Annotated in this window: 22 protein-coding genes; 6 read left to right on the top strand and 16 right to left on the bottom strand. The window is 67.4% G+C overall.

Translation table 11 applies throughout. The features are described from left to right. Nucleotides 1-38: 38 nt before the first annotated feature. Nucleotides 39-797: a TipAS antibiotic-recognition domain-containing protein gene (locus tag AB0H61_RS29925; protein WP_357310951.1), complete on the top strand. Its 759-nt coding sequence runs from the start codon at nt 39-41 to the stop codon at nt 795-797. A 583-nt stretch (nt 798-1,380) separates the two neighbouring features. Here AB0H61_RS29925 and AB0H61_RS29920 read toward each other — a convergent pair. The 7 genes from AB0H61_RS29920 to AB0H61_RS29890 form a co-directional block, all read right to left on the bottom strand. Continuing rightward, nucleotides 1,381-1,845: a DUF2231 domain-containing protein gene (locus AB0H61_RS29920; RefSeq protein ID WP_357310949.1), complete on the bottom strand. Its 465-nt coding sequence runs from the start codon at nt 1,843-1,845 to the stop codon at nt 1,381-1,383. 170 nt (nt 1,846-2,015) lie between these two features. Further along, a complete protein-coding gene (locus AB0H61_RS29915; RefSeq protein WP_357310947.1) occupies nt 2,016-2,765 on the bottom strand; it encodes a hypothetical protein in 750 nt (249 codons plus the stop codon). A gap of 77 nt (nt 2,766-2,842) precedes the next feature. Continuing rightward, on the bottom strand, nt 2,843-4,093 hold the full coding sequence (locus AB0H61_RS29910; protein WP_357310945.1) for an ABC transporter substrate-binding protein: 1,251 nt from the start codon (nt 4,091-4,093) through the stop codon (nt 2,843-2,845). Beyond that, on the bottom strand, nt 4,083-5,174 hold the full coding sequence (locus AB0H61_RS29905; protein WP_357310943.1) for a branched-chain amino acid ABC transporter permease: 1,092 nt from the start codon (nt 5,172-5,174) through the stop codon (nt 4,083-4,085). Before AB0H61_RS29905 ends, AB0H61_RS29910 begins: the two co-directional genes overlap by 11 nt. After that, nucleotides 5,171-6,052: a branched-chain amino acid ABC transporter permease gene (locus AB0H61_RS29900; RefSeq protein WP_357310941.1), complete on the bottom strand. Its 882-nt coding sequence runs from the start codon at nt 6,050-6,052 to the stop codon at nt 5,171-5,173. The genes AB0H61_RS29905 and AB0H61_RS29900 overlap by 4 nt, the downstream gene beginning before the upstream one ends. A gap of 1 nt (nt 6,053) precedes the next feature. Then, nucleotides 6,054-6,788 (bottom strand): ABC transporter ATP-binding protein, encoded by a 735-nt coding sequence (locus AB0H61_RS29895; RefSeq protein ID WP_357310938.1) that lies wholly within the window; start codon nt 6,786-6,788, stop codon nt 6,054-6,056. Continuing rightward, nucleotides 6,785-7,543: an ABC transporter ATP-binding protein gene (locus tag AB0H61_RS29890; protein WP_357310936.1), complete on the bottom strand. Its 759-nt coding sequence runs from the start codon at nt 7,541-7,543 to the stop codon at nt 6,785-6,787. Before AB0H61_RS29890 ends, AB0H61_RS29895 begins: the two co-directional genes overlap by 4 nt. 218 nt (nt 7,544-7,761) lie before the next feature. Between AB0H61_RS29890 and AB0H61_RS29885 the strand changes: the two genes are divergently transcribed. Further along, entirely contained in the window at nt 7,762-9,069 is a 1,308-nt protein-coding gene (locus AB0H61_RS29885; protein WP_357310934.1) for a helix-turn-helix domain-containing protein, read from the top strand. Nucleotides 9,070-9,082: 13 nt separating this feature from the next. On the opposite strand, the gene AB0H61_RS29880 is transcribed toward AB0H61_RS29885, so the two are convergent. Further along, entirely contained in the window at nt 9,083-10,339 is a 1,257-nt protein-coding gene (locus tag AB0H61_RS29880; protein WP_357310932.1) for a helix-turn-helix domain-containing protein, read from the bottom strand. A gap of 340 nt (nt 10,340-10,679) precedes the next feature. Between AB0H61_RS29880 and AB0H61_RS29875 the strand changes: the two genes are divergently transcribed. Further along, on the top strand, nt 10,680-12,056 hold the full coding sequence (locus tag AB0H61_RS29875; RefSeq protein ID WP_357310930.1) for a lipase family protein: 1,377 nt from the start codon (nt 10,680-10,682) through the stop codon (nt 12,054-12,056). A gap of 4 nt (nt 12,057-12,060) precedes the next feature. Here AB0H61_RS29875 and AB0H61_RS29870 read toward each other — a convergent pair whose 3' ends face one another. Beyond that, entirely contained in the window at nt 12,061-12,372 is a 312-nt protein-coding gene (locus AB0H61_RS29870; protein WP_357310928.1) for a pyrimidine/purine nucleoside phosphorylase, read from the bottom strand. Nucleotides 12,373-12,590: 218 nt separating this feature from the next. Between AB0H61_RS29870 and AB0H61_RS29865 the strand changes: the two genes are divergently transcribed. Next, a complete protein-coding gene (locus AB0H61_RS29865) occupies nt 12,591-12,905 on the top strand; it encodes a hypothetical protein (protein WP_357310926.1) in 315 nt (104 codons plus the stop codon). A gap of 83 nt (nt 12,906-12,988) precedes the next feature. Here the strand turns inward: AB0H61_RS29865 and AB0H61_RS29860 are convergent, their stop codons facing one another. The 5 genes from AB0H61_RS29860 to AB0H61_RS29840 form a co-directional block, all read right to left on the bottom strand. After that, complete coding sequence (locus AB0H61_RS29860) at nt 12,989-15,571, bottom strand: AAA family ATPase (RefSeq protein WP_357310924.1); 2,583 nt, start codon at nt 15,569-15,571, stop codon at nt 12,989-12,991. Between the two features lie 5 nt (nt 15,572-15,576). Next, the gene (locus AB0H61_RS29855) at nt 15,577-18,132 is read right to left on the bottom strand and encodes an AAA family ATPase (RefSeq protein WP_357310922.1); all 2,556 of its coding nucleotides are present in this window, start codon (nt 18,130-18,132) and stop codon (nt 15,577-15,579) included. A 116-nt stretch (nt 18,133-18,248) separates the two neighbouring features. Next, complete coding sequence (locus AB0H61_RS29850; protein ID WP_357310920.1) at nt 18,249-18,812, bottom strand: dihydrofolate reductase family protein; 564 nt, start codon at nt 18,810-18,812, stop codon at nt 18,249-18,251. A gap of 139 nt (nt 18,813-18,951) precedes the next feature. Beyond that, on the bottom strand, nt 18,952-19,683 hold the full coding sequence (locus AB0H61_RS29845) for a MerR family transcriptional regulator (protein WP_357310919.1): 732 nt from the start codon (nt 19,681-19,683) through the stop codon (nt 18,952-18,954). Between the two features lie 85 nt (nt 19,684-19,768). Continuing rightward, entirely contained in the window at nt 19,769-20,065 is a 297-nt protein-coding gene (locus tag AB0H61_RS29840; RefSeq protein WP_357310917.1) for a WhiB family transcriptional regulator, read from the bottom strand. A gap of 109 nt (nt 20,066-20,174) precedes the next feature. Here AB0H61_RS29840 and AB0H61_RS29835 point away from each other — a divergent pair, with 109 nt between their 5' ends. Further along, nucleotides 20,175-20,528 (top strand): DUF1707 domain-containing protein, encoded by a 354-nt coding sequence (locus tag AB0H61_RS29835; RefSeq protein WP_357310915.1) that lies wholly within the window; start codon nt 20,175-20,177, stop codon nt 20,526-20,528. A 4-nt stretch (nt 20,529-20,532) separates the two neighbouring features. Here AB0H61_RS29835 and AB0H61_RS29830 read toward each other — a convergent pair whose 3' ends face one another. Next, complete coding sequence (locus AB0H61_RS29830; RefSeq protein WP_357310913.1) at nt 20,533-23,106, bottom strand: tetratricopeptide repeat protein; 2,574 nt, start codon at nt 23,104-23,106, stop codon at nt 20,533-20,535. 138 nt (nt 23,107-23,244) lie between these two features. Further along, nucleotides 23,245-24,783 (bottom strand): amino acid permease, encoded by a 1,539-nt coding sequence (locus tag AB0H61_RS29825; RefSeq protein ID WP_357310911.1) that lies wholly within the window; start codon nt 24,781-24,783, stop codon nt 23,245-23,247. Nucleotides 24,784-24,987: 204 nt separating this feature from the next. Between AB0H61_RS29825 and AB0H61_RS29820 the strand changes: the two genes are divergently transcribed. After that, nucleotides 24,988-26,031, top strand: coding sequence for an SPFH domain-containing protein (locus AB0H61_RS29820; RefSeq protein WP_357310909.1), 1,044 nt, complete (start codon nt 24,988-24,990; stop codon nt 26,029-26,031). Nucleotides 26,032-26,067 lie beyond the last annotated feature (36 nt).

Here is a 26,067-nt window from a genome sequence, read left to right as displayed (position 1 = left end):
TGCGATTCGATCGGAGGGCTTCGACACCAGGAGACACAATGGAGTGGATGATCCATGAGCTCGCGACCAGGGCGGGTTTGACGACCCGGGCGCTGCGTCACTACGACCGCATCGGGCTGCTGGCCCCCTCCCGTATCGGCTCGAATGGATACCGCTACTACGGCCCCGGCGCGGTCGCCCGCCTGCAACGGATCCTGTTGCTGCGCCGGCTGGGGCTGAGCCTGCCGACCATCGCCGAGGTCTTGGCCGAGGAGGTGGACGAGCGTGACGCACTCCGTGGGCATATAGCCGCGCTGGAAGGTGAACGGGACCGAATCGCACAGCAACTCCGGGCGGTGCGCCACACCCTCGACTCCATGCTGGCCGGGACAGAGCCGTGTATGGACGTCATGCTGGAGGGGTTCAACGATCGCTATGCGGACGAGGTGGTCTCCCGCTGGGGTGAGGACGCGTTCCGGGCCAGCAATGACTGGTGGCACGCGAAAAGTCTGGAACAGCAACTGGCCTGGAAGCAGGCCAGTGACGACCTCGTCGCCGCATGGATCGCGGCGTGGCGGGCCGGGGTTGCTCCGATGTCGGAACGCGCGCAGTCACTGGCCGCCCGGCATGTCCAGTGGCTGAGTGAGATTCCCGGCACCCCCACGGCCGAGGGCGACCGGGACCGATCCATCGAGATGGTGAAGTGCTTGGGCGACATGTACGTCGACGATCCCCGCTTCGCCAGCACTTACCACGGCGTCGAGGGAGCAGTCTTCGTCCGCGACGCGCTGCACGAGTACGCGCGGACACAGATGTAGCCGCCGCCGGGCGGGTCACCTGGTCACCCCACCGACCCAACCCGCCCCCACGAGTGCACGACACCGTCGACCCCGACCACGATCGCGCCATGATCGGCACCCGCGCACAGTCGGCAGCGGCGCGACAGCGATCACGTGCACAGCCACCGATACAGATGCAGCCGCGACACCGATGACGGCGACTACCGGGCACGCCACAGAGCCAGGAACTCAGCCCGCAGTCTGCGTACCCAGACGGCGCGCGCACCAAAATCACCGACATGCTCCGCACCCGCGCACAGTCAGCAGCGACGCGGCAACAATCATGTGCACGCCACCGACACAGAAGCAGCCGCGACGCAGACGACGGCGACTGCCGGGCACGCCATAGAGCCAGGAACTCAGCCCGCAATCTGTGTACCCAGACGGCGGCGCGCACCAAAATCACCGACATGCTCGGCACCCGCACCCGGCCAGCGACCGCGCGACAGCGATCATGTGCACGGCCACCGACGCGACAGCGATCGCGTGCGCCGCCACCGCCACAGAAGCAGCCGCGACGCGGATCACAGCCGCCGTCAAGCACGCGATAGTGCCCAGGGGCTCAGCCCGCGGTCTGCGTACCCCAGACGGCGCGCGCGCCGGAATCACCGACCCGGTAGACCTGCACCGTGGCCGCGACGCTCGCCGCGATCGTGAGAACCGCCAAGCCGACGGCGAAGAGGCGGTTGACCGACCGGCCGCGTTGTTCGCGCAGATGCACGACGATGAGCAGGGCGGTGACCAGCAGCAGCGGCACCACGAAATACGTCATGGTGTCACCGAGTTCGGTGTGCGTCCGCAATGCCTCCGACGGCCCGAAGCGCTCCGCGAAGGTCTGCCCCGCATCGGCGGTCACCGGCGTCAGCGCGACGGTGACCGCCGCGAGCGCGGTGACCAACCAGATCAACCGCCGACGCACCGCGGGCCAGAGAGCGGACAGGACGAGCAGAGCCGCGGTCAGCGGTACCAGCACGACAATGGCGTGGACAAGCAGAACGTGGGCAGGCAGTCCGTTGATCGTCGACATGCGGGGCACTCTCCTCGGATTCGACCGCCGCGGCGGTCCCAGGATCAGTGTTCTTCCTTCATACGGTTTCCGCAGGCCGTTGGTTCACCGGACCGCAGCGCCGACGACCGAGCCCCGGATCTCCCGCGCTGGGTGTGCGGGCGACCCGGGGCTACCGATCGGCGTCGCGCCTACTTCGCCGGGGCGGGCACCGACGGATCCCGACAGAACGCCAGTTCCTGCGGGCAGGGCGTCACGATGGTGGAGAAGTACTGGAAGGCCGAGAACAACGCGATGGGCCCACCAACGGTGATCAGGCCGACCATCGAGCCGACCGCGCCCAGTGTGGCGGCGCCCATCACGCATCCGGCGATGGCCGCACCGACCCAGGGCAGCAGCAGTGCGATGACCGGGCTCGCGAGGGTCGCGCCGGCCGCCGCCCCGACCAGGCAGCCGACCCCACCACCGAGCACCGCACCGATGATCGCGGAGACCGCACCACCGATGGTGAGCCGCTGAGCGAGTACGCCGAGCGCGGATTGATCACGGGGAGTGAAGGATTCGGCGACCTGCGACGCGCTCACGATCTCGCTCGCCGCCACGTCGGCGACGGGAACCCCGTCCCGCTGGGACGGGGTGAGCGTCGCCGTATCACCCTCGATCCGTGCCGCGATCGGATAGGCGGTGTTGTTCATCCGGTAGGTCAGCGGCACCGCGGCGACCGGTACGCCCTGCCCGTCGGTGAGCACGAGCTGATCGGCCACGGCTTGCAGTCTGCCGTCGGTGGTCCGGATCACCGCCGAATCACCTTGGCGGGCAACCTCGTAATGAACTTCCTGCTGGGCGGGCTCCGAAGCCGGTGCGGCAGCGGTTGTTCCCGTCGATATGCCGACGGCCGCGGCTGCGAGCACAGCGGTCAGCACCGAGTGGCACAACTTCATTGTTGATCCTCATCTATCTATCTGTTTCCGAACTGCCGAGGGCGCCGGATTGCGCCTCGGTCCACGGGATTCGGGCGCTACTTGCTGGTGTCGATGATGTCGCCGGTGCGAACCCAGTGGTCCCCCTCGAACCGCTGGATCTGCAAGGCCTCCATCGGAAAGGCGTCGCCCGGACCGGTATTCAGCGTGACGCCGGGGAGCAGCATGTCGACCCCGACATTCGACAGCTTGTGCATGGCGTCGCGCAGGCCCTCGCGGGTCGGGCAGGTCGCGGCCGCCATGGTCTTACGGAAACTGTCGGCGGCCGCCCAGCCGACGGCGGTGAACTGGTTCGTCGGGTCGGCTCCCGGCGCGTATTTCGCCAGCTTTTCCTTGTACAGCCGCACGGCCGGGTCCTGGGCTTGCTGCGGGTCCGAGGGATCCTTCGTGAACGCGGCGGAGACCACACCCTGCACGTTCTCGAAACCAACGGGTTTGAGGGTGCTGAGCGCGTTGGATACCGTCGAGACGACCGCCAGCGGATTCCAGTCGGTATTGCGGGCGTCGGCGGCCAGTGCCTGCGTAGCGAACTTCGGTGTGGTGAAGTTCAGCAGCACATCGGCTTTCGAAGCGGCGAGATTACGCAGCTGCGGTTCCACCGTGGGATCGGTGACCTCGTAGCTCTGCTCGGCGACCACCCGGACGCCGCTGCCCGCGATGCCCTCGGTGAAACTCGCTCGCAGATCCTTGCCGAAGTCGTCGTTCTGATAGAGCACGGCCACCGTCGCGTTCGGCCGCTCCCGTTGCAGGAACTGCGCGAAGGCGCGGCCCTCGGACCGATAGCTGGGCTGCCAGCCGATGGTCCACGGATGCTCGGTGCCGTCACCCCACTTCGTCGCGCCGCCCGCGACGAATACCTGCGGCACTTCGCGCTGGTTGAGGTAGTCCCACACCGCGGAGGAGGTGGCGGTACCCAGTGTCTGGAATATCGCGAATACCCGGTCCTGTTCGACCAGTCTGCGTGCCTCCTCGACGGTCTTGGGCGGCTGATAGCCGTCGTCGCGCACCAGGTATTCGACCTGACGACCGTCGATTCCGCCTTGCTCGGCGTTGATGTAATCGAAGTAGGCCCGAACACCCTTGGGGAGTTCGCCATACGCGGACGCGGGTCCGGACAGTGGGTAGATGCCGCCGAGTTTGATGCTCGTATCGGTGACGCCGGTCGTCTGCTGGCCCTTGCATTCGCCTTGGGCCGCGGAGCCGTCCTCGGCGCCGCGTCCACCGCACGCGGTCAGTGCGAGTAACACCGCCGCCGCGATCCCGGTGGCGCGAATTGCCTTAGTGCGCATCGGTTTTTCCTTTCCCGACCAGTTGTCGGATCCGGTGCGCCCCGCGGCCGGCGAGTCCGGCCAGTCCGGTTGGCGCTACGTACATGACCGCGATGATGAGCAGTCCGAAGATGACCCCCGGCGCAGCCTGATTCACGTCCTGGGCGAAGCTCGGCACGTACATCACGAACAGCCCGCCGAGCAGCGGACCCCACAGCGATCCGAGGCCGCCGACGACAATTCCGGCCAGCAGGGTGATGGACAGCCCGACAAAGAACGAGTCGGGCGAGACGAACGCGATCACCCACGTGTAGACACAACCGGCCACCCCGGCGAACATCGCGCTCCAGGCGAAGGCGAGGGTCTTGTAGAACGCCAGTCGCACACCCATTACCTCGGCGGCCGCCTCGTTATCGCGAATCGCGTGCAGCGCACGGCCGACGCGGGAGCGCAACAACCCGGAAGCCACGAAGAAGCTCACGACCGCCGTGGCGAGTGCCAGGAAGTACAACCACTGGTCCTCCGCCAACCCGCTCCACTCCGGCGGAATCGGCTTGTCCAGCGACAGACCCATCGACCCGCCGGTGACCGATTCGAACCGCTTCAGCAGCGGAACCAGGAAGATCGCGATCGATAGGGTGACCAGCGCGAGGTAGAGACCCCGCAACCGCAGCGCGGGAACACCCAGCGCGAGCCCGAGCGCGAAGGTGAGCCCGGCGGCCACCGGCAGCGTAGCCGAATACGGTGTGTCCCAACGGTCGATCATGACGGCGGACCCGTAGGCGCCGACCGCGAAGAAGGCGCCGTGGCCCAGCGAGATCTGACCCGCGTGGCCGACCAACAGGTTGAGCCCGAGCAGAGCGATCGCGTAGACCAGGGCCATGGTCAGCTGGAAGGTGCGGAACGGCACCAGCTGGAACGGCGCGTAACAGGCCATGGCGAACAGCGCCGTCATGACGAGCCACTGCCATCGGACACCCGTGATCCGGGAGAACGGCGATGTCGATGGGGGCTCCGGTGTGTGCCCGCCGGAGACCGATGCGGCTTCGTTGCGGTCCGGAGGTAGCTGGGTAGTGGCGTTCGGAATCGTCATATCGCTCATACCCGTTCCACCACCGCTCGACCGAACAGCCCCTGCGGCCGCACCAGAAGGACCGTCAGGATGACCACCAGCGGCACCCCGATCTTGAGTTCGGTCCCGATGAAGCCGATGTAGGCGCCGGCGAGTGTCTCGGCCAGCCCGACGATGAGTCCACCCGCGACCGCGCCACCGGGACTGTCGAATCCGCCCAGCGTCGCCGCGGCGAAGGCGTAGATGAGGACGCCGCCCATCATGTTGGGTTCCAAGAACAGCAATGGCGCCGACAGCACCCCCGACACCGCTCCGACGAGCGCCGCCAGCCCCCAGCCGAGCGCGAGCACCACACCCACCCGGATGCCGACCAGCCGGGCCGACCGCGGATCGGCCGCGACCGCCCGCATCGCGAGCCCGATCTTGGTGTACCGGAACAGGAGATAGAGCACACCCATGATCACCCCGACGACCGCGAGCACGCCCAGGCTGTTGTATCCGGCGCTCACCCCGCCCACCCGTACCGCGCCGGCGGGAAAGGGATCGGGAAAGGACTTCACCTGGAACGACCAGATCCAGCCCGCCGCGGCATTGATGAAGAACGACAACCCCACCGTGACGATCACCAGGGTCAGTTCGGGAGCTCCTTCGACCGGTCGGATGACCACCCGTTCGATCAGCATGCCGCCCGCGAAGGACACCGCGAGTGTCGCGATCAGCGCGAGCCAGAACGACATCCCGCCCTCGATGAACTGCCAGGCCAGGAACGCCGAGAACATGGCGAGCTCGCCCTGCGCGAAGTTGACGATCCCGGTGAACCGATAGATGAGCACCAGCGCGAGGGCAAGGCCGGCGTAGAGGGCGCCCGCGCTCAGTCCCCCGATGAGTTGCTGTAGTAGTTCGGCCATGTCACACCCGGTATCCGAGATAGGACTTGGCGACCTGCTCGTCGGCCTTGATCTGTGCCGCGGTGCCGGACAACACGATCCGCCCGGTTTCGAGCACGTGGGCGTGCTGGGCTATCGCGAGCGCGAGGTGCGCGTTCTGCTCGACGACGATCACGGTGGTGTGCTCCTCCTGGTTGATGGTGTGCACGATCTGGAACAGCTCCTGGGTGACCAGGGGCGAGAGCCCGAGCGATGGTTCGTCCAGCAGCAGCAGGCGGGGCCGCATCATCAGCGCGCGGCCGATGGCGAGCATCTGTTGCTGGCCGCCGGACAGCCCGCCCGCCTGCTGGTGCACCTTCTCCTTCAACACCGGGAAGAAGTCGAAGACCCGCGCCAGATCGGCCTGGACACGCACGCGGTCGCGCACCGAGTACGCACCGACCCGCAGGTTGTCCTCGACGGTCAAGGGCATGAAGGTGCCGCGACCCTCCGGCACATGGGCCACGCCGAGCCGGGCCACCGATTCCGGTGCGCGCCCGACGATGTCGGCGCCGTCCAGCCGCACCACGCCGCGAGCCGCCACCATTCCGCACAGGGCGCGCAGCAGTGTGGTCTTGCCCGCGCCGTTGGGTCCGAGGATGGCGCAGACCTCGCCGCGTGCCACCGCGAAGTTCAGCCCGTGCAGTACCCGCGCGCCGCCGTAGCCCGCGTGCAGATCGGTCACGGTCAGAAAGGGTTCGCCGGTACCGGTGCTCATGCCGTCGCCCCCAGATACGCCTCGATGACGGCCGGATGCCGCTGCACGTATTCGGGCGCGCCCTCGGCGATCACGCGACCGAAATCCAGGCACACCACGCGATCACAGGTGCCCATGACGAACCCCATATGGTGCTCGACCACGACGACGGTGAGATCCAGCTCCTCCCGGAGATCGCGCAGCAATGCGGCGAACTCGTCGACCTCGCCGTGGCTGAGTCCGTTGACCGGCTCGTCCAGCAGCAACAGTCGCGGGTCGACGGCCAGCGCACGCGCCAGTTCGACCCGCTTGAGGGTGCCGAACGGCAGTCCCGCGGCCGGATGGTCCGCTACGTCGGCCAGGTCCAGCCGATCCAGCAACATGTCGGCGGCGCGGCGCAGTCGCGCCTCTTCGCGACGGACATTCGGCAACCAGAGTCCGGCGGAGCCGAACCCGGCCCCCGCCCGATGATGGGCACCGACCAGGACGTTGTCTCGCACGGACATATGCGGGAACAGCCCGAGATTCTGGAAGGTCCGGGCAATGCCGAGCGCGGCCAGAGCATGCGGACGCAGCGCGAGCAGGTCGCTTCCTTCGTACCGGATGACACCCGTATCCGGCTGATTGCGTCGGGTCAGGCAGTTGAACAACGTGGTCTTGCCCGCGCCGTTCGGTCCGATCAGCCCGACCATCTCCCGGGGGGCGACGTGAAATTCGATCTCGTGCAGGGCGGTGATGCCGCCGAAGCGGACGGTCAGACTATTTATTTCGAGCATTCGTCCTCCGGTCCACGCGTCTGCGACGCGGATGCAATACCGTGCGGTCGCTCAGTCGGAGACTGGCTTGCAGGGTGTGGTCAGCGTAAATTCGCTGGTCAGGCCACACATCGGACGTGGTGGCCGAATCTCGGTCGCCGAGTTTGTCCGCCGCGAACAGCACCTAGGGGTCGGCAGGCTCGGTTGACACGCCCGCACGCGGCATGAATCATCCGGGTATGTCAGCTGGATCACACCCGACCGACGCGGTGACCTCGCCCACGGTGCTGGTCGAGCGCACCCGCATAGTCAGCAATCTCTTCGATCGGGTAGACGACATGGCCGACGCCGGGGTGTCCGCGATCGTGGCCCAGATTCCCGCCTACGCGGCCAGGGACGAGAGCTTCCGCGCCGACGTACACGACCAGCTCGCGCGCCTCACGCGCACCGGGCTGGGAGCGTTGCTGGAGAAGCGCACGGTCACCGCCGCCGATCTCGGAACCACCCGGCGCGCGGCGGCGCGACGGGCGCAGACCGGCCTCACCCTGGTCGAATACATCAAGGCGTTCCGTATGGGTCAGCACGCGCTGTGGCGGTCGCTGGTGTCCTATGCCGGGGAATCGGAGGTGGGCAGGGAAGCGGCACTGTCCATGGTCGTTCCGCTGACCCGCTACTGCGATTTCATCAGCACCCAGGCGGCCAACGCCTACCTGGAGTTCCAGGAGTACCTCACCACCGAATCCGGCCGAGAGAGCCGGGAACTGATGGAGAGCCTGCTGGACGGCACGATGCCGGAGCGCGGCCCGCAGCTGGCGATGGCGCATGCGCACGGCCTCGGCACGGAGCAGTCCACCGCCATGGTGGTGGTGACCGGGGTGGTGCTGGATACGGCGAACCATCGGATCATCGGCGACGGTGATTCCGGCGGATCCGACACCGACGCGCGGCATCTCGCGTCCGCGGCGCTGGCTCGGATCGGCGTGAGCGGTCTACGGACGCTGTCGGTGGTGCAACGCGGCGACATCGTCGCCATACCCGCGCTCGGTCGCACGGGCACCGTCGACGAGCTCTGTCATCGACTGCGGACGATGCGGGAGAAGTTGCGCGTGGACGGCATCACACTCGGTATCGGAGTCAGTACCGTCGTCACCGATATCGCCCAGATCCCGCGCGCGTATCAGGAAGCACGCGCGGCATTGGAGCTGCTGTCCGACGACGGCGGAGTGATGGCCCTACCGCACCTCACACCGTTCCACTACCTGCTGCGGCGCGCGGACGACACCGCCCGCCACCTCGTCGACCCGCGGATCAGCACACTGCTCGCCGACGACCGCGGCCGCGGCGGCGCGATGGCGGACACGATCCGCGCCTTCGCCGCCGCGGATATGAATCTGCGGGAGGCCGCCGAAGGGTTGTACATCCACCACAACACGGCCAAATACCGGCTGCGGCGCATCCAGGAACTCACCGGCCGCAATGTGCGGCATATCAGCGATCTGATCGAACTGCTGGTGGCGATCGAGTTGCAGGAGAAGGCGCAACGCTAGCGGCCCGAGCCGGTCATTCCGGCTCGACCGGCTGCGCCGATTCGGCCGTGGGATAGAACCGATACACCGTGAGCGCCGCGGCGAGCAACCGGGACCCGGTCGGCTCGCTCGGGTCTATGCCGGTGAGTTCGGCGATGCGACGCAGCCGGTAGCTGAAGGTGTTGGGGTGCACGTGCACCTCGGCCGCCGCCGCCTTGCGATCGGAGCCGTGGCGCAGATGGGCGTCGAGCGCCTCGAACAGATGTGGATGCCGCAGCAGTGGAAAGATGCGCTCGGACAGTCGATCCCGCGCCGGACCGGGCCGGGTCAACTGATACTCGAGCAGCAACTCGTCGAGCCCGTAGCGCCCGGTCGGTCGCCCGAGCAACCGCGCGAGTTCGGCCAGATCGGTCGCCTCCTGGACGGCATCCGGCAGTCGCTCGCGCGCGATGGCGCGGCGCTCCGCGACGAATACATCGACGCCGAACTGCGCGGCGAGTTCGGTGGCCAGCCGATCCAGCCGCGCGGCCTCGGGCCCGGATCCCTCCCCTCCGGCCGGCAACAGGGCGATTCCGGTAGAACCGTCGAAGGTGCTCAGCGCCGTGGTCCCGGCCATGGCGTCCAGTGCGCGTTGCAGGATCCGTATCCGACGGCGGGTCACCAGATCGGCGACGGCGGCCGGCTGCCCCTCCGGCCGAATATGCGTGGCCAGCACCGTATATCGATCCTCCAGCGCCATATCGGCACGGGCGGCCAGTTCCTCGGCTGGTTGCCCGCGCAGCAGCGCCGAGCACAGTGCCCGCCGCGCCTCCCGTTCGGCGTTGTAGATCGACTGCTCGACTTCCGTATACGCCTCGACCACGGCGATATTGATATGCCGCAACAGGTCGAGCAGTCGACTGCCGAAGGCCACCAGATCATCCATATCCTCGGGCTCGGCCAGGGCCGCGACCTCGCGCAGTATCTGCTGCGCCGAGCCGTGCACCGCGTCCATGAGCACGCCCAGCGGAATCCGGTCCTCGGCGTGACGTTCGGCCACCGGGCCGACGAACTCGGCGACCTCGGCGGAGGTGAACGGGCGTTGCTCCTCCAGCGCGCGCAGGAAGGCCCAGCCGCAGGCGTAGATGGCGGGCAGCACCTCGTCGGTGAAGTGACCGTCGGGCAGGTCGGCCGCCGGTGGCGTCGCGCCGAGACCCGCGGCGAGCATGCGCTCGGCGATATCCGGTAGCCGCCGGAGCAGCCGGGCGATTATCGGCGCATCGCCGGGCAGCGGGGGTAGAGCGACAGACATGGATCGAACGTTACCAATACCATTGTTCGGCACCGATTCTCGTTCCCTTTTGTCTCCCGCAACAAGATTCCGCCGCATTATTCTCCCCCGAAGGGCATTGTCCTCGGACATCCGATCACCCACTCCTACCTGGCTGTTCCCGTGGTACCGAGGGCGACCAGAAACCGTCACTGCATCGGTAGCAGAAATATCAACGATCCAATTGTGTTCGGACACAATTAATTAAACGGCCCCTGATTGCTAAGTTGAAATCGACGCTCACGGCCACTTTTCCGGCCCGTCGTCATTTGCCGTAGCCGACGCACCACATGCGGAGCACGGTGCGAAAGGATGGACAGGAATGAGCGTGCACACCGAGTCCGGGTCGTTCCAGCCGGTGGCCGAGATATTCCCCGATGCCGGCGATCCGCGTCTGCCCGAACACGATCGGTTCTACCTCCCACCCACCGGCTTCGCCCGATTCGCACCAGGCACCGTACTGCGCACCCGCACGGTCGACCTGGCATTGTTCGGCCGGGTGCCGCAGAAGATCTCGGCGTGGCAGCTGCTCTACCGAACCAATGACCTGAACGGTGTCGCCGACGCCGCGGTGACGACCGTACTGCTGCCATGGGGCACGGCCCCCACCGACTCCCGGCCGCTGGTCTCGTTCCAGTGCGCGATCGATGGCGTCAGCTCGAAGTGCTTCCCTTCCTATTCGCTGCGCCGCGGCGCCCGCGCCCTCGGCGCGATTCCGCAGCTGGAGCTGCCGGTCATCGCCGAAGCTCTGGCCCGCGGGTGGGCGGTATCGGTCCCCGACCACGGCGGGATGGGCGGACATTTCGGGGTGGCGCGCGAGCCCGGCTATCGCGCACTGGACGCGATTCGCGCCGCGCTGAGCTTCCAGCCGCTCGGGCTGAGCAGCGCGACCCAGGTGGGGCTCTGGGGTTATTCGGGCGGCGGGCTCGCCACCGCCTGGACCGCCGAACTGGCGGCCGGGTACGCACCGGAACTCGATATCGTCGGCGCGGTGGCCGGCTCACCGGTCGGCGATCCGGCCTCGGCATTCGTCCGGCTGAACGGCTCACTGCTGTCCGGCTTTTCGACGGTATGCGTGGCCGCGCTACGCCGGGCCTACCCGGAGCTGGAGCGCGTCCTGTCCGCGCACGCCAAGCCCGAGTTCCACGACCTGCTCGCGGATGCCGAGTCGCGCACCACGCTGTCGCTGGTATCCCGCTTCGCGGGTAAAAACATCGACCGCTACAGCAACTCCACCTTCGCCGAACTACTGGCCCAGCCGGAGTTACAGCGGGTACTGGACGATATCCGGCCGGGCGGGCAGGCGCCCGCGATGCCGCTATTCGTCCTCCAAGGCGTCAACGACGAACTCATCGCCGTCGACGATGTGGACCAACATGTGGACCGCTACCGGAGCGGCGGCGCCTATGTGCACTACCTGCGCGACCGGCTCAGCCTGCATATGCCACTGCTCTACATCGGGACCCCGGTCACCATGAACTGGCTGGCCGACCGTTTCGGCGGACGCGACCTCGCGCCCGCCGGCACCGCGACGGTGTGGTCGGTGGCCTGGACCAAGCGGGAGGCGAAGGGCCACCTGCGCTTCGCCCGGCTGTTCGCCCGCATGCTCGCGGGCCGACCGATCACCGCACGTCGCATCCGGACGCGTCCGGATGCCGTTTCCGCGCCGATCCGGCGGGCCCGGCCGGGCGGCGAGTGACGATTCAGCCGAAGTGGCAGACGTAGTGCAGGGTCTCGATCACTTCGATATCGAATGAGCTGTCCCCCGGTACGCTGAAGGATTCGCCGCCGCGGTACGTCACGGCCTCGGTGGCGCCGGGGAGGGTGACCTTGCACTCGCCCTCGATCAGCTCCATGATCTCCGGCGCGCCGGTGTTGAACGTGAGCGCGGACGGCAGGATCACGCCCACCGACTTCGAGGTGCCGTCGGACAGCTGGATGCTGTGGCTGACGCACTTGCCGTCGAAGTACACGTTGGCCTTCTTCGTCACGCTGACGTTCTCGAACTGCGACATGGTCTCTTTCCCGAGGTGATGTGGAGCCGTCAGCTTACTCGGCCCGGTCGACCGGACCGCGTCGACTCGGCAATGGCCGTCCCCTCGACTTCCCATCAGCGGGAATGCTCAACTCGTAGATAGGTGGCACACTGATCAACGTACCGTTATATAGCGGTACGTTAATTCAAGTTAGAGCTTGCTCCCGTCCGGAGCGGGCAACGCGAATGGAGCACACCATGACGAAGAAACTCGTCGCCACCACCATGATCGCGGGCGCACTCGCGCTGGTTCCGGCCACCATCGCGCCGCAGCTCGCGGCGGCGGGCCCGCACAGCTCGTCGTCGGGTAACGGCTCGTCGAGCCACGGCAGCGGCCCCAACGGCCACGGCTCCTACGGCAGCGGCCTCGGTTCGCGCAACAACCGCTACGGCAGCGACCGGGTGTCGGAGAACCGGAAGGTCGAGGATCGGGAAGGCGTGAGCAACGCGGGTTCCCGGCGGGGGTCCACCTACGAGAGCCGCCCCCGGGTGTACGGCCACGACCAGAAGTGACCCAGTTGCGCGCACCGCGGGCAGCGCGTGGTGTCCGGCCACCACCGAGTCGAGACACCACGCGCTGACCACACACCGCGACGTCAGCGCGCCGACAACTCCCAGACCACCTCGGTATCGCGCACGCCGCGAGCGGCCCCGGAACGGGTCGGCCGACGCTGGGATTCGAATTGAACCCGGGCCTCGAGTTCGTCGGGGACCTGCCAGATGATGTCCGCCCGGGTAGCCACCACCAACTTCCGCAGCACCGAGGCGACCTGTGCGTCGACCGTGCGAACAGAACTACCCCGGCGCGCGGCAATGGCGCTGTTGGCCCAACCCGCCGCCGCCAGCACCGCGACATCGCGCTCGGCACGCGAGAGTTCCGGCCACCGCGACGCCGTCGCCCGAGCATCGGGCGGACCACCCGGCAACTCATCCACGGTGCACAAACCCAGCGTAAACCGTTGCAGCTCACCGAATTCCGGACGTAACCCGGCCCCCTTCCGCGCCGCGGCGGCATAGACCTCGGCACCGAGAACCGAGGTGGCGACCTCGATGGCCTGCGCGGCCTGATTCTGCGCCAGTGTCACCTTGTCCGAGGTGATGCCGATCGACCGATGCAATGTGGCGAGACCGCCCTGCAGATGGGCGATATGGCGCGCCTGCGCGGCGCATTCGGCGGGATCACTGTCGCCCGCGGCCAGCCGGTCGGCGAGCAGACGGGCGAATGCCAGCATCATGAAGTGGATCAGCCACCCGGCGGTCCACGCGTCCCCCGCGGCGAGCAGGCGCTCCAGCGATGCGCGCGCGGTTCGTATCGCCTCGGCCGCATCACCGTGAATCGCCTGCGCGAGTACCCATGCGAGCTCCGCCCAGGAGACCGCCCACGCGGCATCCGAGGTGACAGCACGGTCGACATGACGCCGGTTGGTGCTCAAAGCCTGTTCCGCATCACCCAGCGCCGAGCAGGCGAGCGCCTCGAACAACTCGCTGTGCTGCTCCCCCGCCAGATCCCCGGATACGGCGAATTTCCGTCGCGCGCGAGCCAATACGTCGATCGACCGCGGATCCAGATGGATCAGCAGCAGTTCCAGGCCCCAGGTGAACTCCATCGGCGCGGGCAGGCCGATATCGATCCGGGCGGTCCCCCGCCAATTCCGGCGCAGCGCCGGATCGGCGATCCAGATGGCGGCGCATTCGTCGAGCAACTGCGCGGTATAGGTCCATCGGCCCTGCCACAGCGCGATCCACCCGACCATGGTCCTGGCGTCGATCCGCAACCGGGTCGGTGGCAGCACGAGGCAGCGAGTCGCCTCCAATGCCTGTTCGATCAGGCACATGACCGCCCGGTTGGAACCGGTGACGTACGGGACGCGCAGCGACATCAGCAACGTGGCGGTCTGCAAGCCGATAACGGCCTCGGTGGGCTCGGTCAAGCTGGTCTCGATGCCGGTCAGGATGTTGTCCCAGGACGCCCGCGCCCAGTCCAGCCATTCCCTTTCCCGCGGTCCGTACCAGAGAGCCTGTCCGGCTACGACCTTGTCCCGGTAGTAGCGCCGATGCCGAGCCCGCAGCTGGGCCTCGTCCACACCGTCGCCGCGGCGGCCGAGCCGATCCCTGGCGAAAACCCGGACGCTCTCGTGCAGGTAGTACCGCACGGCGGTGGCGGTGATACGCGCCGACACCAGCGATCGCTCCACCAACCGCTCCAGCAGCCCCTCGACCTGCTCCGAGCCCGGTGGATTACCGCAGATCGCCATGACGGCATCCACATCGACACCGCTGCCCCGGGTTTCGTCGCCCTCGGTGTCGAAACCGACCGCGAATACCGACATCCGATCCAACAGCAACTGTTCGGCGTCGGTACACAGCCCGTAGGACCAGCCGATCACGTCACGCACGCTACGGTGACGCTCCTCCGCGCCCACCCGCGCGCCGTGTGACCACTCCATGCGTTTGTCGTCGCCGTCGCCGGTGAGTTCGCGCAGCACGATGGCGGGCGGGCGATGCCGCAATCGCGCCGCGGCCAGGCGGATGAACAGCGGATTGTTGTCCACATGCCCGCAGATTTGCTCGACGATGGCAAGCTGCGCAGGATCCTCCGGTACCGGCCGCCCGGTGAGCTCGGCGCGGCGCCGGAACAACTCCAGCGCCTGGCCGAGCGGTAGCGGCGGCACACCGACGATGTGCTCGTCGATCCACCCCACCGGTTCCCGGCTGGTGGCGAGGATGGTCAAGCCCGGCACCGCGTTCAGCAGATCGATGACGAGTGGCCCCAATCCCGCGAGCACATGCTCGCAGTTGTCCAGCACCAGCAGCGTCCGCTGCGCGCCCGGACCATCGCCGGTGAAGGTATCGATCAGTCCCGCCCAGGCCGGGCGGCCCGCGACATCGGCCTTCGCGACCGACTGCACCATCTGTTCCGCGACGATGCCGGTCGCGGAGCCGGGCGCCAGCCGGGCCAGTCGTACCCAATAGACCGCGCGCGGCCCGCTGGGGCGGTACCGGCGCACCGCCTCGGCGGCCAGCGTGGTCTTGCCGATGCCGCCCGGCCCGGTCAGGGTGATGAGCCGGTTCTCCACCGCGGACAGCAATCGCTCGAGTCGCCTCAATTCGGCTTGTCTGCCAACGAATTCACCGCCCGCGGCGGGCAGCGCGCTGCCGCAGAGCTGCACTTCGGACATCCGCGTCACCCGACACTGTCGATGCGGCCGACGGGTATCACCTTCCGCTGCTGGATCTTTCGGGTGGAGCGCCCCGGCCGCCGCTCGGATTCCTCGCGAATCAGTGCGGTGAGCTCGGCGGGGACGTGGTCCACGATGGCGGTGCGGGTCGCCACCGCCAGCTTCTGCCGGATGGCCGCGACCTGGGCGTCGACGGTGCGAATCGAGCTGCGGCGCCGGGCGGCGATGGCGCTGTTGGGCCAGCCCGCGGCCACGAGTACGGCCACTTCACATTCGGCGTTGGACAGTTCGCGCCAGCGCGAGGACGGCGGATCGGCGGATGGCGGATCGGGCGGACGCCGTTCGGGCGATAACGTTCCCAGCAGATAGCACCGCAACTCGTCGAATTCCGGCCGCAGTGCGGCGCCCTCAGCCGCCGCCACCGCGTACCTGCGCGCACCGATGACCGCGGTGGAAATCTCGACGGTCCTGCGGATCTCCTCGGCGATCATCGGAACCCGATCGATCCCGGTGCCCATCGCACGGTGTGAGGTCTGGAAAGCACCCACCAGGCGCGCGATCTCGACGCCTACCACCTGCGGGTCGTCCTCGCCCGCCGCGGCGGGCTCGGCGAGGACCTGCCCCAATGCCACCACCCGGGCCATCACCGCCCAGCTCACCGTCCAGGTGTCGCCCTCGGCGACATGGTCGGTCAACATGGCGTGCGTTGTCGTGAGCGCCGCGGCGGGCCGGTCGTATTTGGCCAGCGCGATGGCGCGCGCGACCGCCGACCAGGACGCCAGCAGGTCAGAGCCCGAGGACATCGCGCGTCGCAGATGCCGTTCGGTGTGATGCAGTGCCGCACCGGGTTCGCCGAGGATCGCCGACGCCAGCGCGTGGAATATGCCCGCGCGCTCCGTGCCGATGCGATCACCGATGTCGACGTACTTGCGACGGGCGCGGTCGAGTACGGCGATCGCGCCCGAATCCTGGCCGACCAGCAGCAGTTCGAAACCCCATGCCCATTCCACGGGCGCGGGCAGACCGCTATCGGTCCCGAGGGTGTCGCGCCAGTCCGGGCCGAACTCGGGCAGCCAGGTCGCGACGCAGTCGTCGAGTTGGCGTACGGCGTCGTCGGTGCGGCCCTTCCACATCGAAATCCAGCACAGCAGCGTCTGCGCACGGATGCAGAGCTCGACGGGCACCGGATCCATGTCGCGGACCGCCGCCAGCCCCAGTGTGATGAGCCGGGTGACGGCGTGACCACCGCATTTGACGAAGGGGATCCACATGGGCAACAGCATGGTGATCGTCTCCAGCGCCAGCACCGCGTCGTCCGGATCCGAGAGGCCGGTCTCGATCGCGATCAGCAGGTTGTCCCAGGCGCACCAGGCCCAGTCCATCCATTCCTGTTCCCGTGGGCCGTACCAGATCGACTGTCCGGCAAGGACTTTGTCCCGGTAGTAGCGGTGGTGACGATGTAACGTCACCGCTACCCGATCCGGACCGCGCAGCTCCAGCTGCCCCCTGGCGAAGACGCGCAGACTCTCCACCAGATACCACCGCACCTCGGTGGCGGTGATATGCGTCGACAACAGCGACCGTTCCACCAGCCGATCCAGCAACTGCTCGATCTCGGCGGCGGGCAGTTCGTCGTCCGCGCAGACCGCGATGACGGCGTTGAGATCGACACCGTTGCACAGGGATTCCTCACCGACGGTCTCGTATCCGGCGGCGAATACCGACAGCCGCTCGAGCAGCATTCGCTCACCGGCGCCGCACAGCGCGAACGACCAGGCGATGACGTCGTACACACCGCGGTGCCGTGCCTCGGCGCCCACCGTGGCGCCGTGTGACCAGCGCAGCCGTTTGTCGTCGGCGTCGCCGGTGAGTTCGCGCAGCAACATGGCCGGTGACCGATGCCGTAGCCGTGCCGCCGCCAACCGGATGAACAGCGGGTTGTGGTCGACGTGCTTGCAGATCTCGGCGGCGAGGTCGAGCGTGCCCGGATCCTCGGCCATCGGCCGACCGGTGAGTTCGGCGCGCTGCCGGAACAGTTCCAGCCCCTGCCGAGGCGAGAGCGGCGGCACCATCAGGATGTACTCGTCGTACCAGCCGATCGGCTCCCTGGTGGTCGCCAGGATGGTCAACCCCGGGGCGCTGTCGAGCAACTGCGCGATCACCGCGCCGATGCCGGTCAGCACGTGTTCACAGTTGTCCAATACCAGGATCCACCGGTCCGCTTGGAGGTTGGCGCCGGTGATGCCGCCCAGGTTCACATCGCGCGCAGACCGCCAAGGGACATCGGTGCGGACCACCGACTGGACCAGATCATCCACGCCGGTATCGGCTCCGAGTTCGGCCAGGCGCGCCCAATAGACCGGCCGGTGCTGGACACGGTGCGCATGCCGCAGCGCCTCGGCGGCGAGGCGGGTCTTGCCGATTCCGCCCGGCCCCACCAGAGTGATGAGCCGCGCGGTCCCGGACAGCAGGGCGTCGAGGCGCTCCAATTCCGCTTGTCTACCGATGAATTCACTGGTCGAAGCGGGTGACGACACACCCGGTACCGGTACCGCGGACATGCAAACCAAAGTTAGCCGACGAACCGGTAACCCGCTGGGCAATCAGTGGTTACATCCCGATGACCCGACGCCGATGTTCCAATGACGCCATGGACCTCGCTGCGCCCCTGGCGATTTCATACCTGCTGGTAGTGCACCTGAACGACCGCGCTGTCGAAGGTCATCACGTCGACGAGTTCCAGTCCGGACGCGTCGACCGGGGCGGGAAACAGCGGAACGCCGCTACCGAGCACCAACGGATGCACGAATAACCGGTACTCATCGATCAATTCGTGCTTCATGAACGCGGAGGCGGTCTCCGCACCACCGAACAGGACCATGTCACAACCGGGACGGTCCCGCAGCGCCGTGATCTCCTCGACCAGATTGTCCGAAACCACCCTGGTGTTCCAGTCCGCGCCGCGCAGGGTGCGCGAAAAGACCAGCTTGGGGGTGCTCTTCCAGCAGCGGGCGAAATCGACATAGAAGGGTGAGATCGCCGGATCCGCATCGGCGGTCGGCCAGAAGGAGGCCATGATCTCATAGGTTTTGCGCCCGTAGATGAACAGATCGGCCGCGCGTAGCTCATCCAGGAACGATTCGCAGAGCTCCTCGTCCACCACCGGCCAGTGGATCTCTTGATCCGGACCCTCCGCAAATCCGTCGAGCGACATCTGCATCCACAATGTCACGCTTCCCATACACAAACCTCATCCGCTGCTCCGTGCGATTGTGAGATTGTGTGCGGCCACAACGCCGCCGCGCATCGGTAGGTGCGCGCGGACCATACCTAAGTAGGTAGTCGACTTGCCAGGGGTGGGAATACGCCCCGGCGCTCGATCAGATCCCGGGCAACGCCTCGATGAGTTCGGAGTCGTGCTCGAGGTACTTGCCGACCATCCGATTGACCAGCTCGGCGGTCAGCTGCCCCGGGATCACCCGGGTGATGGCGAGGCGCTCGGTGAGCTCGGCCAGATCCGCGGAGCTGCGCTCCGACTCCTGAAACGACTGCCAGGCCGTGCGATGGAACAGGTCGACGTATCGACGCGCCAGCCGGTCACAATCGACACGCAGCTTCTCCAGCTCGCGGAGGACGTCGTCGTCGGGTACCCCGGCCGCCGCCAATTGGTCGACCATCCGGATCAGCTGCTGATCGGCGATGCGGTAGGTCGCGGCGTCGATGGGCTCGTACAGACCGGCGGCGACGACCCGGGCCAGGCCGTTGGGCACCTCTCGGTAGCGCTCCGCCAGTTCGGTCGCGGCGATGGTATCGGTCGGGGCGGTCGTGGCAGGCGGTGCGCCCAGATCGCCGACGCCCAGGATATCGCCGAGGTCGTCGCCGCGATCCCACGCGTTGAGCAGCTCTTTGATCCCGTTCAACTTGATCCCGCGATCGAGCAACCTGCTGATGGTCCGTACGCGATTGAGGTGGTCCGGCCCGTAGAAGCCGGTCCGACCCTTGACCTGCGGCGGAGGCAGCACACCTCGCTCGTGGTAGACCCGCAGGCTGCGCACGGTCGTACCGGCCTCGCGCGCCAGCTCGTCGATCGTGTATTCAACACCCGCAGCCATACATCAAGGAAACCACACCGAAACCTTGACGGAGGGTCAGCGGGCGCTCGCGGTGTGCCTGAATGACGGATCGGATGCCGGTAGGTCAAGCGCTCACACGGTGACTGTCGCGGCGTAGCGCGATCCTGCGCCGTTCCTCCTCCGACATGCCGCCCCAGACACCGTAGAGTTCGCTGACTCCGAGCGCGTAGGTACGGCACTGAGCGAGCACCTGACAGTCGTGGCAGAAGGATTTGGCGCGCTGGATGCGCGCGGTCCTGGCCCGGCCTCGCTCCCCCTCCGGGTGGAAGAACACCGCCGAATCCACCCCGCGACAGGATCCGTGCAGCTGCCAGTCCCAGGCTTCGGCAACCGGGCCGTAGTGTTGGATCACACGGGGCATGCGGAACTCCTTGTGGGTGTTTTCCGATTTGCAGGTCAGCCTATGAGCTTCCCGCACATGGGAATTCGGCTTCCGAACCGCCGCGCCGACCCGGACCTATCCTTCGGATATGGCCAACCTGCCGGACTCCCGGGTGAGTGTCGCGGATCGCGAACGTGCGCTGCGCGAACTGTCGCAACATCTCGGTGCGGGCCGTCTGGACGTGATCGAGTTCCACGAACGCAGCGCCAAGGCCGCGATCGCCGATACGAGGGTGGAACTGGCCGAACTCTTCGCCGATCTGCCCGGTGCGATACCGACCCCGCCGATCCAGGTGACGCGCGCCTGGAGCCCGCACGCGGTATTCGCGGTGATCACCGGGGCGCTCGCGCTCACCCTCGCGGTGGCCTCGCGCGAATGGTTGTGGCTGTGCGTGCTCGCCGCCGTCCCGGTCATCCTCGTCATCGGCCGCCGCGCGGGCTGAGTGGCTACCACCAGGTGCGCGGCCGCAGCTGGTTGGCCAGATCCACCAGCCGGTAGCGGTGCAGCCGGTCGGGTGCGGTGCGCGCCAGCGCGCGCAAACTCGACTCCAGCCCACGCTGCAACCCCGACGGGGTGACCGGGAAGCCGAACAGGGTGGGGTCCCCCACCGCCGATCGACCGCCGGTGCGCAGCCAGGCCAGCGCCGCCCCCACCACGATGACACGCAGTTGCAGCGCGCGCGGCTCCTCCGCCATGGCCGCCGACCGCGCCGCCGCCTCCCGCAGATCCGCCTCGGTGATATCGGCGATCGGCCTGGATACCAGCAGCAGGCAGCCGGTCAGGTAGGCCACGCCGTGGTAGCGCGAGACCGCGGGCACCTGATCGAGAACCGCCACGGCCGCGCGGGACTCCCCGTCGGCCGCGAGACGGCGCGACAGCCCGAAGGCCGCGCTCACCACGCCGTGGTTGGTCCGCCACACTGTTCGGTAGTACTCCGCCGCGGCACGATGCCAGCGCTCCGGATCGGCGGGGCTGTCCAGATGTTGCAGCACCAGCTCAGCGGTGGCGGCCAGGGCCAGCGCCGGGGCGAGCTCGCCGGGCAACATGGTGTGCACCCGGTCGAAGTGCCGATAGGCATGTTCGTAATGGGCGTCCAGCAGTGCGGCGACGCCCGAGTACCACTCGATGCGCCAGTCGCCCTCGTAGCGGGGATGTAATTCGGCGAGCCGCTTCCGGGCGGGGACCAGTTCGCCGAGATCGAGATGTGCGCGCACCGCGGTCAGCGTCCCCTCCAGTTCGAAGGTGTCCGGTGCGCTGATGGTGCCCGCTCTGACCCGCTCGTCGGCCCGCTGCAACGCATCCAATGCGCGCCGCGGATCGCCGTGCAGCAGCGTGGTGAGCAGGTCGACACTGGGATCGGCGCTATCGATCAGCGGCGTCGGCAGCGCCGCGGCCACGCAGGACGCATCGACCGTCGGCATGCGGTGCCGGCCGTCGACCATCCCGTCGGTCTGTCCGATGAGCGTCTCGATTCCGAAATCCCCTCGCAGCGAACCGAACTCGACCGACACCTGAGGATGTTCGCGACCGGTGTCCAGCGCGAGCACCATGCGCAGGACGCCGGCGAGCTGGCAGTACATCGAGTAGGCGGAGGGAAACCGGCGCGCCGGGTCCTGGTCGGTGGCGCGCAGCAGCAGCCGGTACAACGCCGGGTAGCGGTGCAGCAGCGGCTGCTCATCCGGTGTGGGGATTCCGTGCCGGGTATGACCGCCGCGGTCGCGCGGCAGTTCGAGCGTGAGCGCCGCCAATGTCCTTCCGACGGTGTAGATATCGGAGGCCACCGTCGGTCCGGTATCGGTGATCTCCGGCGCCTGGAATCCGGGCGTGCCGTAGATACTGCCGTAGGACTCCATGGCCGCCACCGCACCCAGATCGATGAGTTTGACCTCGTCCCCGGTCACCATGATGTTGTCCGGTTTGAGGTCGTTGTAGGCCAGTCCGAACGAGTGCAGATAGTCCAGTGCCGGAAGGACTTCCATCATGTACGCGATCGCCTCGGCGACCGGCATCCGTCCCGGCGCGCGCTGATCGAGCATCTTCTTCAGCGAACGCCCGCCGACATACTCCATCACGATGTAGCCGTCCGGCGTCTCGCGCGCGGACCGGTGCTTGACGAAGTTGTAGATCTTGACGACACCGGAATACGCCACTTCGGAAAGGAATTGACGTTCGGCGAGCGCGACCACATGGGCCTCGAAGTCGAGCGGGTTCTGCAGCCCCTTCAGCACCACCCAGCGGTCGCTGACATTGCGGTCGATGGCGAGATAGATCCAGCCGAGTCCGCCGTGGGCCAGACATCCCTGCACCTCGTACTGGCCCGCGACCAGCTCGCCGGGCTGGAGTGCGGGCCGGAAGTTGAACGGCGAACCGCAGCGCGCGCATTCACCGGCCACCGGACCCGGCCCGGCGGCGGTCTTGCGGCCGACCGGCTCCTCACATTTCCAGCAGAAGCGTTTGTATTCGGGCACTTCCGGGTTTTCCAGCACGGCGCTCGCCGGATCGATCGGCGTCACCCGCGGCATCGCCACCAGACCCGCACCGAGCCTGCGCACGCTCGGACGCGAGCGGATACTGCGGCCGGAGCTGAGGTCCCCGTCGAGTTCCGGGTCGGATTCCTCCTCGAGCTCCGCTTCCAGCGCGGCCTCCAGGCGGGGGTCGCGTTCGCCCGCCAATTCCTCCGCGAGTTCCAGTTCCAGCGCGGCCGCCAGCAGCGGATCGAGTTCGCCCTCGGTGTACGGATCGGGATCGTCGGGGATCGGGGACAGATCGGCCGCGGGATCCGGTTGCAGAGCGGGCGCTGATCGGGTGTCGGGGCCGGGCTCGGCGACAGCGGGCGGATCGGTGGGCGACATCAGCGGGGACAACCCCCCGTCGCGGACGCGCGGCACCGACCACGGATGTAGGAAGCGCTGGGAGGGCTCGACTCTGGTGCCGCGCCGGGTCGCCCAGGGGTGCGGCGTGCGCCGCTTCGCCCAGGGATGCGGCAGCGGATGGTCGGATGCGCTGGAGTGCTCCGGCATACGAACCTCTCAAACCCACTCGTGAATTGGGGCCTCATTCTGGTCCGCCGCCTGTCGTTGTGCGCACGCGTTGTTCCCTGCTTTGGGAATGGCTGTGCCCCAGGCGATATCGCCCGGGGCATGGCCGGTCTTGCCGTGTTACTCGTCGTCCTGCTTCTCGAGGACCACCACGGCCCCGTTGGCAACACGGGTCTGCAGCGGCCGTTCGGCCACCACCGGGAATTGACCGGTGTGCCCCTGCCGGATCTCGGCGATGCGCAGCACCCGCCTGCGCACCAGGTACCAGCCACCGACCAGCGCAGGCGCCATGATCAGTCCGGTGGCGATCACCGCGCCGCGCTGCACCTCGTCGTCGCTGAAGGCCATCAGCACTACCACGCCGACCAGGAAGACCAGCGTCGCGTAGCTGGTGTACGGCGCACCCATCAGGCGGAACGACGGGCGCTCCATCTCGCCGCGACGCCACCGGTGGTACAGCGACAGCTGGCAGAGCACGATCGCGCCCCACGAGGTGATGGTGCCCAGCGCGGACATGTTCAGCACGATCTCGAACGCCTTCTCCGGGACCATCGCGTTGAGGCCGACGCCGAGCAGCGCGACGGCGCCGGTGGCGAGGATGCCGACGTAGGGCACCCCGGTGCTGGACATCCTGGCGGCCGCCGCGGGCGCACTGCCGTTGATCGACATCGAGCGCAGGATCCGGCCGGTCGAATACAGGCCCGCGTTCAGGCTGGAGAACGCCGCGGTCAACACGACGAGGTTCATCACCGAGCCCGCGCCGTCCACGCCGAGCTTGGAGAAGAAGGTCACGAAGGGGCTGACGCCCGACTTGAACGCGGTGTAGGGCAGCAGCAGTCCGAGCAGCACCAATGAGCCGACGTAGAACAGCGCGATCCGGGCGATGACCGAATTGATGGCCCGCGGCATGATCTTCTCCGGGTTCTCCGCCTCACCCGCCGCCGTGCCGACCAATTCGACCGCGGCGTAGGCGAAGACGACGCCCGTGGTGACCAGCACCAGCGGCAGAATTCCGCTCGGGAACAGGCCGCCGCTATCGCCGATGACGTTGAGACCGGTGCTCTGACCCTCGATCTTGAACCGGCCCCCGAGGAAGATCGTGCCGACGATCAGGAAGGTGACCAGCGCGGCGACCTTGATCAGCGCGGCCCAGAACTCGAGTTCGCCGAACCACTTCACCGACACCATATTGATGCTGACGACCAGGGCGAGCGCGACCAGCGCGATCAGCCACTGCGGTATCGCCTCGAACGCTCCCCAGTAATGGACATAGGTCGCGATGGCGGTGATATCTACGATCCCGACCATGCACCAGTGGAAGAAGTACATCCAGCCGACGCCGAAAGCCAGCTTCTCACCGTAGAACTCACGGGCGTAGGAGACGAAGGAACCCGAGGACGGGCGATGCAGCACCAGTTCGCCGAGCGCCCGCAGGATGAAGAATACGAACACACCACAGACGGCATACACCAGGAACAACCCGGGTCCGGCGCTGGCCAGCCTGCCGCCGGCGCCGAGGAACAGACCGGTGCCGATGGCGCCGCCGATCGCGATCATCTGCAGCTGACGGGGGCGTAGCGCCTTGTGGTAACCCGCATCCTCGTCCTGCAGCGCGTCCGGCGGCGCCTGCACCTGCGAGGGAGGTCGAACTGTGGTCATGGTGAGGGCCTTTCACGTGACGGCGATCATATCGATGGCTAATGTACCGCTAGATAGCGGCACGATCAATAGTGAACAGAAACCTGTAACATCACGGAAACCGTTGACCCACAGCGATTGTCGCGATGAGCAGGGACGAAGCCGATTGATCGTGCCGTTATACATCGGTACGCTCGACGGGAAATTCAGCTGAGGGAGCAACGCATGGCATGGTTCGAGCGCGAGTTCATCGCCGTCCCGGAAGACCGCAAGAATCAGCTGGTCTTCAAGTGGCCGGATGTCAACATCCGCCGCTACAGCCGGGTCATCGTCAATGTCGACGAGACCGCGTTGTTCATCAAGACCGGACGGGTGGTCGCCGCCCTCGGCCCGGGCAAGCACCGGATCGACGCGGACGAACTGCCGATCCTCGGCGCCCTCGTCGATACCGTCACCGGCGGCAACTACTACCGCGCCGAGCTGTACTTCGTCTCGGCGGGGGAGTTCCCCGGCATCAAATTCGGTGGGCGCCTCGCCGATATCGTCGATCCGGACAGCGAACAGGTGGTCACGTTGCGCGCCTTCGGCGAGTTCGCGCTCGCGGTGCGCGATCCGGCGCAGCTGCTCACCTCGCTGGCGGGCAGCACCGACCTGGCCGATCCGGCCCGGGTGCAATCCTGGTGCTCCGACCTCTTGCTCAAGTCCATGAAGGTCGCTGTCGCCCAGGGTATTTCAGAGGGAGAATGGAAGGTGCTCGGGCTGTCGGCCCAGCTCGGTGCGATCGAGGCCGCGGTGCTGCGGCAGACCAATATCGCGCTCTACGAGTACGGCCTGCGCATCCCCCGAATGGGCAATGTCGACATCACATTGGCCCCCGAGGACGCCGAACGACTGAAGCGACTGGCCAAGGATGTCACCTATATCCGGCTGGCCGGAGATTTCCAGCGCTACGCGATCGGCGAGATGGCGATCGGCGCGGGCCAGGGTCTTGCCCACGGTGGCGGGGGTGAGGGCGGATTCCTCGGTGCGGCACTGGGATTCAACGCGCTACAACCGCACGCCACGCCCTGGAATCAGCGACCGGCCCCGGTCGAGGCGGCCGCGACGCCGTGCTCGAATTGCGATACCGCCAATCCGGCGGGGGCTCGCTTCTGTATGAACTGCGGCGATCCGCTCGGTCCGCCGCGACAGTGCGAGACCTGCGACGCGGAGCTGGCGAGCACGGCGAAGTTCTGCGGAGATTGCGGTACCCCGGTAGCTCGCACCTGATCGGCACACCTCGAAAAAAGCTGCTCGGCAACGGAT

The organism is Nocardia sp. NPDC050710 (assembly GCF_040654375.1).
In the GTDB taxonomy this organism is placed as follows: domain Bacteria; phylum Actinomycetota; class Actinomycetes; order Mycobacteriales; family Mycobacteriaceae; genus Nocardia.
The sequence above is the reverse complement of the archived record's forward strand: the minus strand, read 5'-3'. Positions and strand labels throughout refer to the sequence as shown.